Origin of the sequence: Pseudoxanthomonas kaohsiungensis (assembly GCF_010211765.1) — a bacterium.
Taxonomy (GTDB): domain Bacteria; phylum Pseudomonadota; class Gammaproteobacteria; order Xanthomonadales; family Xanthomonadaceae; genus Pseudoxanthomonas; species Pseudoxanthomonas kaohsiungensis.
In genome coordinates this window covers 52692-66075 of record NZ_PDWO01000017.1, presented here as the reverse complement: position 1 = coordinate 66075, position 13384 = coordinate 52692, and the positions used below count along the sequence as shown (strand labels likewise).

Here is a 13384-nt window from a genome sequence, read left to right as displayed (position 1 = left end):
ATCGGCGACCCGAGGGCATCGGGCATCCCGGCGTTGAACGCGACGCGGATGACGCAGGGCTCTTTGATGGCGCCGTTTAACGCAGCGCCAAGAGACGGCGTCGGGTCGCCCATGAGATGGGCTCCTACAACACGGCCGGCAGCTTACGCCGGGATTCGTGTAGGAGCCGATTGATCGGCGACCCGAGGGTGTCGGACATCGCGGCATCGAACGTGCCGCGTGCGGCGCAATGGGCTTTGACCGCGCGCTGGAATGCGGCTCCCGGCGACGGCGTCGGGTCGCCCATGAGGATGGGCTCCTACAGCCAGCCCTTTTGGCGGGCCAGGCGGGCGGCCTCGATCCGGTTGCCGGCGCCGAGCTTGCCGATCGCCTCGGACAGGTAGTTGCGCACGGTGCCCTGGGAGAGGTTGAGCTGGGCGGCAATCTCGCCGGAGGTGCGGCCCTCGCCGGCCAGGCGCAGCACCTGGCGCTCGCGGTCGTTGAGCGGATCGGCTTCGCCCCAGGCTTCCACCGCCAGTTCCGGGTCGATCGCGCGGCCGCCATGGCGCACCTTGCGCAGCGCTTCGGCCAGGCGCTCGGCCGGGGCGTCCTTGAGCAGGTAGCCGACCACGCCGGCCTCCAGCGCGCGGCGCAGGAAGCCGGCGCGGGCGAAGGTGGTGACGATCACCACCTTGACCGGAAGCTCGTGGCGGGCGATGCGCTGGGCCAGCTCCAGGCCGGTCAGGCCCGGCATCTCGATGTCGGTGACCAGCACGTCCGGCTGCAGCCGCTGCAGCTCGCGCCACGCGCTCTCGCCGTCGGCCACCGCGCCGACGACCTCGATGTCCGCCTCCATGCCCAGCAGCGCGGCCAGCGCGCCGCGGACCATGGCCTGGTCTTCGGCCAGCAGGACGCGGATCATCGGCGGTGGCGTGGCGTCTCGGTCATGGCGTGACGGTAGCAAAGGCGCCATCCCCGTAGGAGCCTATCTTTATGGGCGACCCGACAAGGCCGGACCAGGCCACCGACCGCGCCGCGGCATGCCATGCCATGCCGCGGCCATCGGCGATGGCCTTTCCGTGCCGGCCGCGCGGGGTCGCCCATGAGGATGGGCTCCTACACAAGGCGGAACGTGCGCGGCGATCACGGGTGGGCCTGCGCACGTGGTGGCGGCAGCGCAGAGCCCCGCGCGCTACGGGTGGGCCGGTTCGGCGGCGACCGCCGACCAGTGCGGCAGTTCGGCCGCCAGCCGCGTGCCGCGCGGCGACGCGGGCTCGATCGACAGGCTGCCGCCCAGCGCCTGCAGCCGCTCGCGCATGCCGGCGAGGCCGTTGCCGGGGCGGATCGCGCCGCCACGCCCGTCGTCCTCGACCTGCAGCCGCCAGTGCTGCGCCTGCCGGCGCAGGCTGATCCGCACCGCGCTGGCGCGCGCATGCCGGTGGATGTTGGTCACCGCTTCGCGCACGCACAGGGCCAGCACGGTCTCCTGCGCCGGCGGCAGGTCGTCGGTGTGCGCGTCGACCGACAGCGACACGCCCTCGCCTTCCAGCAGCACCTTGGCCGCGGCCAGTTCGGCCGCCAGCTCGGCGGCGCGGATGCCGGTGACCGCGCGCCGCACCTGGGCCAGAGCATCGCGCGCGACCTGGCCCAGCTCGCCGATCTCGCGCCGGGCCGCGCGCGGGTCGCTGTCCAGCAGGCGGCCGGCGAGGTCGGCCTTGAGCGCGACCAGCGACAGGGTGTGGCCGAGCAGGTCGTGCAGGTCGCGGCCGATGCGTTCGCGCTCGGCGGTGGTGGCCAGACGGCGCACCTCTTCCTGCGACAGGCGCAGCTGGGCGTCCTTGCGGTGGCGCTGGCGCTCGACGTGGACCAGCAGGCCGACCACCAGCGTGGTCACCGGCAACCACACCACCGCCGACCACGGGTAGCCGATCGAGCGGGCGGACACCAGCAGCACGACGTTGGCCAGCAGCAGGGCCGCCGCATAGCGCCAGCCGTTGCGCCAGGGATGCGCGCCGAGCATCACGCAGCCGAACACGAAGTAGCTCATGCCACCCGGATACCAGGGCAACAGCAGCAGGCACAGCAGCATCATGCCGATCGCACAGGCGCGGACCCGGCGTGCCGGCAGCGCCAGGGTGCCGACATAGAGGGCGATGAACAGCGGGTAGGACACCGCGGTCAGCAGCCACCAGCGCGCGTCGTAACCCTGCGGGGTGAACACCGGGGTCACGAACACCCACATCGTCCACAGCAGGTGGACGTACTCGGCCCAGGCGGGCGCGCCACGACACTGGCTCTGCATCAGCACCGAGTCGGGCGCGAGCCGGAACCAGCGCGGTGCGAATCCTTCGAACTTCAGCGCGCCCATGGCGATCACCGGGTCAGGAAGCCGCCAGGCGGCGACGGGCCAGGAACAGGAACAGCGCGGCGATGCACAGCAGCACGCCGGCGTGCAGCCAGGGCATGGCGCCTTCGGCGAACCCCACCTGCCGCTGCGCCAGCCGCGCCAGATGGTACGACGGCCACAGCGGCGCGATCGACTTCAGCGCGCCCGGCAGCATCGACAGCGGGATGAACAAGCCCGACAGGAACGCCATCGGCAGGTAGACCAGGTTGATCAGCGCCGGCGCGCCGCGCCCGCCGACCAGGGTGCCCAGCCACAGGCCCAGCGCGCTGAACGGCAGCACCCCCAGCAGGCAGGTCGCGACCAGGCCCAGCCACTGCAGTGGTGGCAGCCGCACGCCGGCCACGGTGGCGGCCAGCACCGACAGCAGCACCAGCACGATCGCGCTGAACAGCATCGCCATCGCCACCTTGGCCAGCAGGTAGGCGCCCGGCGGCATCGGCTGGGCGCGCTTGAGCACCAGCAGCCCCTGCTCGCGGTCCACGGCCACGGTCACGCCGAAGCCGAACAGGGCCACGCCCATGATCCCGAACACGCTGTAGCCGGCGAGCAGGTAGCGCGCGGCTTCGGGCGACCGGTTGCCGCCGAAGATCTCGCCGAACAGCAGGTAGAACAGCGGCGGGAACAGCAGTACCGGCAGCGAGAACGACGGCGAGCGCCACAGGCGCAGGAACTCGAAGCGCGCCTCCTGCAGGTAGGCGTTCCACGCCGGCGCCGGCAGGGCGTCGGGATGGGTACGTGCATGGGTGTCCATCAGGCGGCCTCCTCGGCGTTCATCGGTGGCCCGGACCGTGCGGTGAGCGCGAGGAAGGCGTCGGCCAGGCCGGCGCGGCGCACTTCCAGTTCCGACAGCGACGGATCCTCGGCCAGCAGCCGGCGCACGACCGGCTCGGCCTGCGCGGCGATCACCTGCAGGCGTCCGTCCTCGCCGGCGCGGGCGTCCTGCACCCCTGCCCAGGCGGCCACCTGCGCCGGCGCGAGCACGCTGACGCAACCGATCCGCCGCTGCGACACGCGCGCGCGCATCTCCTCGACCGTGCCCTGCGCCAGCAACCGGCCGTGGTCGATCACCATCACCCGGTCGGCCAGCGCCTCGGCCTCTTCCAGGTAGTGGGTGGTCAGCAGGACCGCGCAGCCCTGCGCGGCCAGCTCGCGGATCGCGCGCCACAGGCCCTGGCGCGCGTCGATGTCCAGGCCGGTGGTCGGTTCATCGAGGAACAGCAGCTGCGGCCGGCCGCACACGGCCATCGCGAACTGCACGCGGCGCTGCTGGCCGCCGGACAGCTGGCCGTAGCGGCGGCGCTGCACCTCCTGCAGCCCGGCCAGGGCCAGGCATTCCTCCAGCGCGCGCGGCTGCGGGTAGTAGCTGCGGGCCAGCGCGACCAGCTCGCGCACCTGCAGCGTGTCGGGGATGCCGGCGGTCTGCAGCATCACCCCGGTGCGGCGCCGCGCCTGCAGCGAATGCGGCGGCAGGCCGAACAGCTCGGCGGTGCCGGCATCAGGCGCGTGCAGGCCCAACAGCAGGCCGATCGCGGTGGTCTTGCCGGCGCCGTTGGGACCGAGCAGTGCCAGCACCTGGCCGGCATGCAGTTCGAGGTCGAGCTGCTCCAGTGCGCGGGTGCGGCCGTACTGCTTGCCGGCCTGCTGCAGTCGCGCCAGCGGCGCGCGGGGTACGGTGTCCATGCGTGGTGGCCTGCGGGGAATTCGCGGCCAGTGTCGTCGGCCGCACGCGGGCGCGGCAGTCGCCGGCTGCAGGCAAAGCGCATGACAGGTGTCACTACGTCGCTGGCGGGGTGGCCGGCACGATGCACCGGTCGCCCGCGCCCCGTGTCGAATGGCGGCTGGCCCGTTCGTCCTGGCATAGAGGTATCCCATTCCGGCGGGAGCGCCGCCCGCCACAAAGTGACTTCCGGCAACTGGTCGCCGTGTACCCTTGCCGCGGACACTGGACCGGGAACCCCTAGAGAACGCAATGAACGCTTCCGCCGAACTGCTCAAGGAACTGAAGCTCCAGCGCAGCCGCACGCCGTCCACCCCGCCGCCGTCGCGGCGCGGGCTGTGGATCGGGCTGGGCGTGGCCGCGGTCGTGCTGCTGGCCGCCGTAGCCGCCTGGCTGCTGCTGGGCGGCGAGAAGGCGCCGGAAGTGCGCACCGCGCCGGTGGTGGCGATCGCCTCCGGTGGCGGCGCCAGCGCCTCGGTGCTCGACGCCAGCGGTTATGTCGTGGCCCGGCGCATGGCCACCGTCTCGGCCAAGGTCACCGGCCGGGTCAAGGAAGTGCTGATCGAGGAAGGCATGCGGGTGGAGGAAGGCCAGGTGCTGGCGCGCCTGGACCCGATCGACGCCGACGCGCAGCGCACGCTGGCCGCCTCGCAGGTCTCGGCCTCGCGGAGCCAGGCCGACAGCGTGCAGGCGCAACTGGTGGAGGCCGAAGCCAACGCCAACCGGCTCTCGCAGCTGGTCGGCCAGCAGCTGGTTTCGCGCGCCCAGTACGAACAGGCCATCGCCCAGCGCGACGCGCTGCGCGCGCAACTGGCGACCGCGCGGCGCAACTCCCAGGTCGCCGGCGACCAGCTGCGCATCGCCGACCAGGGCGTGGACAACACCATCGTCCGCGCACCGTTCTCCGGCATCGTCACGTCCAAGGCCGCGCAGCCGGGCGAGATCGTCTCGCCGCTGGCCACCGGCGGCTACACCCGCACCGGCATCGGCACCATCGTCGACATGGAGTCGCTGGAGGTGGAGGTCGAGGTGGGCGAGTCCTACATCGGCCGGGTGCAGCCGAAGATGCCGGTGGAAACCGTGCTCAACGCGTACCCGGACTGGCGCATCCCCGGCGAGGTGATCGCCATCATCCCGGCCGCCGACCGCGGCAAGGCCACGGTCAAGGTGCGGGTGGCGCTGAAGGAGAAGGACGCGCGCATCGTGCCGGACATGGGCGTGCGGGTGAGCTTCCTGGAGGCCGCGCCGGCGCCCGGGGAAGCGGAGCAGCCGCAGGGCGTGCGCGTGCCGGCCGCGGCGATCGTGCAGCGCGATGGCGCCGACGTGGCCTTCGTCGTCGGCGGCGAGGACACGGTCGAGCAGCGCGCCGTGAAGACCGGCATCGCCATGGGCCAGGACCGCCAGGTGCTGTCGGGACTGGCCGCGGGCGAGACCGTGGTGCTCGATGCACCGGAAACCCTGCAGGACGGCGACACGGTGCGCCTGGCGGGCGCCGACGACACCGAGTAGCACGGTTGCCGGCGTGACAGGCGCGCCTGCGCGCGCGAACCATCCATCACCCCGCCTGCGCGGCTTGCGCGCCGGCCCAGACGAGGAAGTCGAACGATGTCCACCCTGGTCACTCTCCGCAACATCACCAAGACCTACCAGCGCGGCCCAGAGAAGGTGCAGGTGCTGCACGGCATCGACCTGGACATCCCGCGCGGCGACTTCGTCGCGCTGATGGGGCCGTCCGGCTCGGGCAAGACCACCCTGCTGAACCTGATCGGGGGGCTGGACACGCCCACCGGCGGCGAGATCGAGATCGAGGGCGAGCGCATCGACCGGCTCTCGGCCGGCCAGCTCTCCAACTGGCGCAGCGTCCACGTCGGCTTCGTGTTCCAGTTCTACAACCTGATGCCGATGCTGACCGCGCAGAAGAACGTCGAGCTGCCGCTGCTGCTGACCAAGCTCGGCGCCGCCGACCGCGCGCGCCGCGCGCAGATCGCGCTGACCCTGGTCGGCCTGGCCGACCGCCGCAGCCACCGGCCGAACGAACTGTCCGGCGGCCAGCAGCAGCGCGTGGCGATCGCCCGGGCGATCGTCTCCGACCCGACCTTCCTGATCTGCGACGAGCCGACCGGCGACCTGGACCGGCATTCGGCCGAGGAGATCCTGGACTTGCTGCGCATGCTCAACCGCGAGCACGGCAAGACCATCATCATGGTCACCCACGACCCGAAGGCGGCCGAGTACGCGACCCACACCATCCACCTGGACAAGGGCGAACTGGCCGACGCGCCGGTCGCCCACTGACCGGAGGGCGACGCGATGAAGTACCTCTCGCTCGTATGGGCGCAGCTGTTCCGCAGCAAGACGCGGACGCTGCTGACCCTGCTGTCGGTGGTCACCGCCTTCCTGCTGTTCGGCATGCTCGATTCGGTGCGCGTGGCCTTCAACTCCGGCGGCAGCGTCGATGGCGCCAACCGCCTGGTCACCACCTCGCGCCTGTCGATCACCCAGAGCCTGCCGGTGCGGCTGGAGCAGCAGATCCGCACCGTGCCCGGGGTCAAGGACGTGACCTACGCGATGTGGTTCGGCGGCATCTACCAGGACCCGAAGAACTTCTTCCCCAGCTTCTCGGTGGCGCCGAACTACTTCGACGTCTACACCAACCTGCAGCTGCCGCCCGAGCAGCTCAAGGCGTTCCAGGACACCCGCACCGGCGCGGTGGTCGGCGAGACCCTGGCCAAGGAGTTCGGCTGGAAGATCGGCGACACCATCCCGCTGCAGGCGACGATCTTCCCGCGCCAGGGCAGCAACGACTGGCCGCTGCAGCTGGTCGGCATCTTCCGCTCCAAGGACCGCGCCGCGGCCAGCGGCGAGGAACGCCAGCTGGTGATGAACTGGACCTACTTCGACGAATCCAACGACTACATCAAGGGCCAGGTCAGCTGGTACACGGTCGCCCTGGACAACGCCAACCAGGCCTCGCGCGTGGCCCAGGCCATCGACGCGCTGTCGATGAACTCCGACCGCGAGACCAAGAGCCAGACCGAGTCGGCGTTCCAGCAGTCCTTCGCCAAGCAGTTCGCCGACATCGGCCTGATCGTCACCTCGATCATGGGCGCGGTGTTCTTCACCCTGCTGCTGTTGACCGGCAACACCATGGCCCAGGCGGTGCGCGAGCGGATCCCCGAGCTGGCGATCCTGAAGACGCTGGGCTTCAAGGACGGCCTGGTGCTGGTGCTGGTGCTGGTGGAGTCGGTGCTGCTGGTCGGCCTGGGCGGGGTGATCGGCATGGGGCTGGCGCGGGTGATCCTGCCCGGACTGGCGAGCAAGGCCCAGGGCATGCTGCCGGCGACCATCCCGCTGCAGACCTGGATCGTGGGCGCCGTGCTGATCGTGCTGATCGGCCTGGTGGTGGGGGTGCTGCCGGCGCTGCGCGCCAAGCGGCTGAAGATCGTCGATGCACTGGCTGGCCGCTGAGGAGACCCGACCATGAACAAGCAATGGCTTTGGAACCTGCTCACGATCGTGCTGCTCGTCGTGGGCCTGGGCGTGTGGATCTGGCTGCCCTGGCAGGGCGTGCTCGGCGTGGCGGTGGCGCTGGCGCTGTGGCTGTTCCTGACCCGCAGCGGCCGGCTGGCGCTGGCGGCGACCGGGATCGGCATCGCCAGCCTGCCGCGGCGCTGGGGCGCCTCGTCGGTGATCGTGGTTGGCATCGCCGGCGTGGTCGCGGTGCTGGTGGCGATGCTGTCGATGGGTCGCGGCTTCCAGTCGACCATGAACAGCACCGGCGACGAGACCACCGCGATCGTGCTGCGCGGCGGCTCGCAGGCCGAGACCAACTCGGTGATCATGCGCGACCAGGTGCCGCTGATCTCCAGCCTGCCGGGCATCGCCCGCGACGGCGAGGGCCGGCCGCTGGTGTCGCCCGAGCTCTCGCAGGTGGTGAACCTGGTCTCGCGCGAGGACGGCACCGACGTCAACGCGCAGTTCCGCGGCGTCGGCGAGCTGGGCTGGGCGGTGCACGACCGGGTGAAGATCGTCGAGGGCCGCATGTACGGCAGCGGCCTGCGCGAGATCGTGGTCGGCCAGGGCGCGCAGAAGCAGTTCCGCGACCTGGACGTGGGCAGCACGCTTACCCTCGGCAACCAGCAGTGGCAGGTGGTGGGCAAGTTCGCCTCCGGCGACGTGCACGACTCGGAGATCTGGACCGACGCCCAGACCCTGGCCAGCACCTACAACCGCGGCGCCTGGCAGCTGGTGAGCGTGCGCACCGAGGGCAAGGCCGGGTTCGAGCAGTTCAAGGCGGCGATGGCGGCCGACCCGCGGCTCAAGCTGGACGTGGAGACCACCAAGGCCTACTACGCCAAGCAGAGCGGCCAGCTCAACCAGCTGCTGACGATCCTGGGCACGGTGATCGGCGCGATCATGGCGGTGGGCGCGGTGTTCGGCGCGCTCAACACCATGTACGCGGCCGTGGCCGGCCGCGCCCGCGAGATCGCGACCATGCGCGCGATCGGCTTCCGCGGCCTGCCGGTGGTGGTGGCGGTGATGCTGGAGACGATGCTGCTGGCGCTGGTCGGCGGCGTGCTCGGCGGGCTGCTGGCGTGGCTGATCTTCAACGGCTACAGCGCCTCGACCATGGGCAGCAACTTCAGCGCGGTGGTGTTCCAGTTCAAGGTGACGCCCGAACTGCTGTGGTCGGGCCTGAAGTGGGCGCTGGGCATCGGCCTGGTCGGCGGGCTGTTCCCGGCGCTGCGCGCCGCGCGCCTGCCGATCACCGCCGCCCTGCGCGCGCTCTGAGGCGACCGGACTACGGCGCCGGCTCCGCTGAACGGAGCCGGCGCTGTCATCGCACTGTCACCGCGATGCGGTAGAAGGCGGCGCCGGTCGCGCGCTACGCTGTGGCGCCGTCGTCCGATGCGACCGCCATGTCCGCCGTTCCCCTGCCCTCGACGCCAGCCCGCGCGGCCTGGCCGCGCCGCGTGCTGCCGCGGCTGCTGCTGCTCGCCGCCGCCTGCCTGCTGCTGGCCGGCTTCACCCATTCGCGCACCCGCGAGCTGGCCGATCCCGCCGGTGCTCTGGCCGCGCGCCTGGCCGCGCCGGGCGGCGTGTCGCCGCTGCTGCCCAGCGCCAGGATCGAAGCCCTCCTCGCCACCGTACCGAGCCGCAGCGGCCACGTGGCCACGGCGGACGGAGTGCCGGTGTTCTGGCGCGCGCTGGACCCGGGCGACTACCGCATGCATTACGCCTGGCTGGGCGCGCATGGCGGCCAGCGCCAGCGCATGGACTACACGCTTTCGATGCGAGCGCCGACCCACGCGGTCGCACCACGCGGCACCGTGGTCCTGCTGCACGGCTGGATGATGGACGGCGGCTCGCTGCTGCCGTGGTCGGTGGAACTGGCCCAGCGCGGCTACCGCACCATCACCCTGGACCTGCGCAACCACGGCCGCTCCGGCAGTGCGCCGTCCGGCTACGGCACGCGCGAGGCCGGCGACGTCGTCGCCGTGCTGCGCCAGCTGCGCACGCGCGGCGAGGTGGCCGGGCCGCTGCACGTGATGGGCGTGTCCTACGGCGCGGCCACGGCGATCTTCGCCGCCCGCGACATCGGCGTCCCGTCCGACGGCAACGAGGTCGACGACCTGCAGCTCGGTGGCGTGGTCGCGATGGAGTCGTTCGACAACGCCGGCCGCGCGATCCGCGACATGGTCCCGCACATGCTGCAGCGCGCGCCCGACAGCACCGGCGAATGGCTGGCCCAGGCCTGGCTGCGCTGGCGCTTCGACCCGCGCCTGCTGGACGCGGCGATCGCCGACGCCGACCGCCGCCTGGCGCTGGACCTGGACCGGATCGACGTCGGCGCCGCCCTGGCGCAGGCGCCTGCCTGCGTGCTGCTGATCCATGGCCGCGACGACGCGCACGTGCCGGTGGCGCATGGCCGCGCGCTGGCCGCGGCGGCCCCGCGCGCCCGCTACCTGGAACTGCCCGGCGAAGACCACCTGAGCCTGCCGATGCGGCTCGACCGGCTCGCGCCGACGGTGGAGGACTGGTTCGCGCGCACGCCGGTCACCGGCAATGGCGCCTGCCCGCAGCCGCTGGCACCGCGGCACGGCTGAACGCCGACACGTCCCGCTCCCTGTAGGAGCCCATCTTCATGGGCGACACGGGCGTCGGGTCATCGATGGAGTCGCCTGGGCCGAGGGCGTCGTGTCGCCCATGAAGATGGGCTCCTACAGGAGCGGCTGGTGCCGGCTGCGCCACAGACCCTCGCCCGCATACAGCGCCAGGCCCAGCCAGATCGCACCGAAGCCGACCGCGCGCGCGGTATCGAACGGCTCGTGGAAGAACCACACGCCCAGCAGCAGCTGCAGCGTCGGCGCGATGTACTGCAGCAACCCGACCACGCTCAGCGGGATCCGGCGCACGCCGTAGGCGAAGCCGATCAGCGGCACCGCCGTGACCACCCCGCCGAACACCAGCAACAGGTCGGTGCCCAGGCCCCACGCGCCGGAGAAGCCGCCGCCATGGCCGGCCTCGGCCCATAGCACATAGGCCAGTGCCGGCAGGAACAGGTACAGGCTTTCCAGCCCCAGCCCGGCCACCGGATCGACCGCGACCAGCTTGCGCACCAGCCCGTACAGCCCGAACGAAGCAGCCAGTCCCAGCGCGATCCACGGCGGCGATCCCGCGCTGACCGTCAGCCAGGCCACGCCCGCCGCCGCGCATCCGACCGCGATCCACTGCAGCCGGCGCAACCGCTCGTGCAGCACCAGCACGCCGAGCACCACGTTGACCAGCGGATTGATGAAGTAGCCCAGGCTGGTCTCGACCACGTGGCCGGCGTTGACCGCCCAGATGTACAGGCCCCAGTTGAACGCGATCAGCACGCTGCTCAGCGCCAGCGCCGGCAGCGCGCGCGGTTGCGCGGCCAGCCGCCGCAGCCAGCCCCAGCCATCGCGCAGCAGCAGCCAGCCGACCACCAGCAGCGCGCTCCACACCACCCGGTGAGCCATGATCTGCAGCGCCGGCACCGCCTTGAGCAGGTGCCAGTACACCGGCACCACGCCCCAGATCACGAAGGTCGCGGCGGTGACCGCCAGCCCGCGGCGATCGACGGCCGCGTCCGCGCGTGCGCTCATCGGCGCAGCACCCGCGCCAGGGTGATCGTGACCACGCCGGCCAGGATCACCGCCATTGCGCCGAGGTCGTGCGCGGTGAAGCGCTCGCCGGCCAGCCAGGCGCCGAGCGCCACCGCGATCGCCGGGTTCACGTAGGCATAGCTGCTGACCAGGGCCGGGCGCACGTGGTGCAGCAGCCAGACGTAGGTGCTGAAGGCGATGATCGAGCCGAACACGGCCAGGTACAGCAGCGCCAGGGTGCCGTGCAGCGTCGGCACCGCATCGAAACTTTCGCCGCGCAGCAGGCCCACGACGATCAGCATCACGCTGCCGCACAGCATCTGGCCGGCGGCGGCCATGAACGGCGACGGCAGGTCGCGCCCGCGTGACCACACCGAACCGAAGGCCCAGCCGACCGGCGCGACCAGCAGCAGCACCAGTCCGGAGGTGCTGGCGCTGAGGCTGCTGCCGGCGTTGAGCCAGACCACGCCGGCGAAACCGATCGCGATGCCCAGCCATTCCACCCGGCTCGGGCGCTGCCCGAACATCGCCCCGAACAGGCCCATCCACAACGGCACCGACGCCACCGCCACCGCGGCAAGCCCGGACGACACGCTCTGCTCGGCCAGGACCACGAAGCCATTGCCCAGCAGCAACAGCATCAGGCCCATCACGGCGAGGTTCTTCCACTGCGCACCGGTGGGCGCCGGCACGCCGCGCCAGCGCAGGAAGGCGTACATCGCGCCGCCGGCGACCAGGAAGCGCGCGCCGGACACCGCCAGCAGCGGCGGCCAGCCGCCTTCCAGAGCGAAGCGGATCGCCAGGTAGGTCGAGCCCCACACCACGTAGACGATGGCCAGGGCGACGACGACGGCCAGGCCGGCGGCCTGCGCCGGAGCCTGTGCGGGTGCGGACATGGAATAGACGCCGGGGGACGGCCGCAGATTCTAATCCAGAGGACGGGCCGCCCCCGTGCCAGCGGTGGCGCTTCAGCGTTGCGGCGGTGCGCGCCGCGGCCGCCTGAAGGGCCGGCAACGGACGCCTGCGTCCGCTTCACCGCATGGCTTGGGCCGGCGCAGAATCGGGCACGGACCCACCGAGGAACGTGCCATGCGAACCCGTTACCTGCTGCCATTGCTGGCCGCGCTGGTCTTGGCGCCGACGCTGGCCGGCGCGCGCAGCGTGGTCACCGACCCGGCCCTGCCTCGCGCCCTGCCCGCCGACGGGCCGGTGAGCGTCGAGTGGACCGATCCGGCCCAGTTCTCCGACATCCGCTTCAGCAACAACCGCTGGGAAGCACAGCAGGGCAGCTGGGTGGCCGAACTGGCCCGCCACCTCCAGCAACAGGCGGCGCGGCGCCTGCCCGCCGGGCAGCAGATGGAGGTGACCATCACCGACATCCAGCGCGCCGGCCGCTACGAGCCCTGGATGGGCATCAACTACGGCCACGTGCGGGTGATGCGCGACATCTATCCGCCGCGGATGACGCTCAACGTGCGCATCACCGGCGCCGACGGCCAGGTCCTGGCCGAGGGCGAGCGCAAGCTGTCGGACATGAGCTACCTGCAGAATTCCACGCCGGTCGATACCGACAACCTGCGCTTCGAGAAGCGCATGATCGACGACTGGCTGCGGCGCGAACTGCCGGCGCCGCAGGCCTGACCGCCGCGGCCCGCCGGCCTCAGAACTCCGGCGCCAGCGCGCGCTCGATCTGCTCGCGCGGGGCGTTGGTGTAGTTCTTGGGAAGTTCGGCCAGCAGCCGGCTGCGCGCGCCCTCGTGCAGGTGCGGCCGGATCTGGCCCAGCGTCTGCGGATCGGCGGCCAGCACCAGGTGCGCGTAGCGGCCCTCCAGTGCATCCTGGTTGAGCCGGTGCGCCAGCTGCCGGGCGAAGGAGGCCTCGTCGATCTCGCGCGCCGGCACGTCCGCCGGCAGCACCGATGGCATCACGCCTTCGGCCGGGTCGAGGGCCAGGGCCTCCTCCTGGTGCAGCTTCACCGCGCCGTTCTCGCCGCCGAGGTTGCGGAACAGCCGGGCCGACGCACCGTCGGCCACCAGCACCCAGGTTTCGCGTGGGATCCTGCGCATGGCATCTCCTGCCTCCAAGTGAGCGTTGAACCTAGGCGGCCGGGTGTTAGGGCCGCGCGCAGGGATCGTCACGATTCCGTAGACGG

The 13384-nt window shown here is 71.8% G+C and carries 13 protein-coding genes; 6 read left to right on the top strand and 7 right to left on the bottom strand.

The features are described from left to right. Positions 1-298: 298 nt before the first annotated feature. The 4 genes from CSC66_RS15290 to CSC66_RS15275 form a co-directional block, all read right to left on the bottom strand. A complete protein-coding gene (locus CSC66_RS15290) occupies positions 299-901 on the bottom strand; it encodes a response regulator transcription factor (RefSeq protein ID WP_162378279.1) in 603 nt (200 codons plus the stop codon). A gap of 270 nt (positions 902-1171) precedes the next feature. Then, positions 1172-2347: a sensor histidine kinase gene (locus CSC66_RS15285; protein ID WP_162378278.1), complete on the bottom strand. Its 1176-nt coding sequence runs from the start codon at positions 2345-2347 to the stop codon at positions 1172-1174. A 13-nt stretch (positions 2348-2360) separates the two neighbouring features. Then, positions 2361-3137 carry an ABC transporter permease gene (locus CSC66_RS15280; RefSeq protein ID WP_162378277.1) on the bottom strand — a complete coding sequence of 259 codons (777 nt, stop codon included), beginning with the start codon at positions 3135-3137 and terminating at the stop codon, positions 2361-2363. Beyond that, the gene (locus CSC66_RS15275; RefSeq protein WP_162378276.1) at positions 3137-4066 is read right to left on the bottom strand and encodes an ABC transporter ATP-binding protein; all 930 of its coding nucleotides are present in this window, start codon (positions 4064-4066) and stop codon (positions 3137-3139) included. Before CSC66_RS15275 ends, CSC66_RS15280 begins: the two co-directional genes overlap by 1 nt. Before the next feature lie 289 nt (positions 4067-4355). On the opposite strand from CSC66_RS15275, the gene CSC66_RS15270 reads away from it, so the two are divergent. The 5 genes from CSC66_RS15270 to CSC66_RS15250 all read left to right on the top strand — a co-directional run bounded on the left by CSC66_RS15270 (position 4356) and on the right by CSC66_RS15250 (position 10210). After that, positions 4356-5612 (top strand): efflux RND transporter periplasmic adaptor subunit, encoded by a 1257-nt coding sequence (locus CSC66_RS15270; protein ID WP_162378275.1) that lies wholly within the window; start codon positions 4356-4358, stop codon positions 5610-5612. Between the two features lie 96 nt (positions 5613-5708). Next, positions 5709-6398 (top strand): ABC transporter ATP-binding protein, encoded by a 690-nt coding sequence (locus tag CSC66_RS15265; RefSeq protein ID WP_162378274.1) that lies wholly within the window; start codon positions 5709-5711, stop codon positions 6396-6398. 15 nt (positions 6399-6413) lie between these two features. After that, positions 6414-7571 carry an ABC transporter permease gene (locus CSC66_RS15260; RefSeq protein WP_162378273.1) on the top strand — a complete coding sequence of 386 codons (1158 nt, stop codon included), beginning with the start codon at positions 6414-6416 and terminating at the stop codon, positions 7569-7571. Between the two features lie 12 nt (positions 7572-7583). Then, positions 7584-8894 carry an ABC transporter permease gene (locus tag CSC66_RS15255; RefSeq protein ID WP_162378272.1) on the top strand — a complete coding sequence of 437 codons (1311 nt, stop codon included), beginning with the start codon at positions 7584-7586 and terminating at the stop codon, positions 8892-8894. 185 nt (positions 8895-9079) lie between these two features. Beyond that, positions 9080-10210 carry an alpha/beta hydrolase gene (locus CSC66_RS15250; RefSeq protein WP_202935671.1) on the top strand — a complete coding sequence of 377 codons (1131 nt, stop codon included), beginning with the start codon at positions 9080-9082 and terminating at the stop codon, positions 10208-10210. A 114-nt stretch (positions 10211-10324) separates the two neighbouring features. On the opposite strand, the gene rarD is transcribed toward CSC66_RS15250, so the two are convergent. Both rarD and yedA read right to left on the bottom strand, forming a co-directional pair. Further along, a complete protein-coding gene (rarD, locus tag CSC66_RS15245) occupies positions 10325-11233 on the bottom strand; it encodes an EamA family transporter RarD (RefSeq protein WP_162378270.1) in 909 nt (302 codons plus the stop codon). Then, positions 11230-12129 (bottom strand): drug/metabolite exporter YedA, encoded by a 900-nt coding sequence (gene yedA, locus CSC66_RS15240; RefSeq protein ID WP_162378269.1) that lies wholly within the window; start codon positions 12127-12129, stop codon positions 11230-11232. Before yedA ends, rarD begins: the two co-directional genes overlap by 4 nt. A 193-nt stretch (positions 12130-12322) precedes the next feature. On the opposite strand from yedA, the gene CSC66_RS15235 reads away from it, so the two are divergent. Further along, on the top strand, positions 12323-12874 hold the full coding sequence (locus tag CSC66_RS15235) for a DUF3016 domain-containing protein (RefSeq protein WP_162378268.1): 552 nt from the start codon (positions 12323-12325) through the stop codon (positions 12872-12874). A 19-nt stretch (positions 12875-12893) separates the two neighbouring features. Here CSC66_RS15235 and CSC66_RS15230 read toward each other — a convergent pair whose 3' ends face one another. Next, complete coding sequence (locus tag CSC66_RS15230) at positions 12894-13298, bottom strand: host attachment family protein (RefSeq protein WP_162378267.1); 405 nt, start codon at positions 13296-13298, stop codon at positions 12894-12896. Between the last annotated feature and the right edge of the window lie 86 nt (positions 13299-13384).

What these genes read in the sequence shown, in the direction of transcription:
- CSC66_RS15290 (WP_162378279.1), bottom strand. Translation starts at nt 901, where the DNA reads ATGATCCGCGTCCTGCTGGCCGAAGACCAGGCCATGGTCCGCGGCGCG.
- CSC66_RS15285 (WP_162378278.1), bottom strand. Translation starts at nt 2,347, where the DNA reads ATGGGCGCGCTGAAGTTCGAAGGATTCGCACCGCGCTGGTTCCGGCTC.
- CSC66_RS15280 (WP_162378277.1), bottom strand. Translation starts at nt 3,137, where the DNA reads ATGGACACCCATGCACGTACCCATCCCGACGCCCTGCCGGCGCCGGCG.
- CSC66_RS15275 (WP_162378276.1), bottom strand. Translation starts at nt 4,066, where the DNA reads ATGGACACCGTACCCCGCGCGCCGCTGGCGCGACTGCAGCAGGCCGGC.
- CSC66_RS15270 (WP_162378275.1), top strand. Translation starts at nt 4,356, where the DNA reads ATGAACGCTTCCGCCGAACTGCTCAAGGAACTGAAGCTCCAGCGCAGC.
- CSC66_RS15265 (WP_162378274.1), top strand. Translation starts at nt 5,709, where the DNA reads ATGTCCACCCTGGTCACTCTCCGCAACATCACCAAGACCTACCAGCGC.
- CSC66_RS15260 (WP_162378273.1), top strand. Translation starts at nt 6,414, where the DNA reads ATGAAGTACCTCTCGCTCGTATGGGCGCAGCTGTTCCGCAGCAAGACG.
- CSC66_RS15255 (WP_162378272.1), top strand. Translation starts at nt 7,584, where the DNA reads ATGAACAAGCAATGGCTTTGGAACCTGCTCACGATCGTGCTGCTCGTC.
- rarD (WP_162378270.1), bottom strand. Translation starts at nt 11,233, where the DNA reads ATGAGCGCACGCGCGGACGCGGCCGTCGATCGCCGCGGGCTGGCGGTC.
- yedA (WP_162378269.1), bottom strand. Translation starts at nt 12,129, where the DNA reads ATGTCCGCACCCGCACAGGCTCCGGCGCAGGCCGCCGGCCTGGCCGTC.
- CSC66_RS15235 (WP_162378268.1), top strand. Translation starts at nt 12,323, where the DNA reads ATGCGAACCCGTTACCTGCTGCCATTGCTGGCCGCGCTGGTCTTGGCG.
- CSC66_RS15230 (WP_162378267.1), bottom strand. Translation starts at nt 13,298, where the DNA reads ATGCGCAGGATCCCACGCGAAACCTGGGTGCTGGTGGCCGACGGTGCG.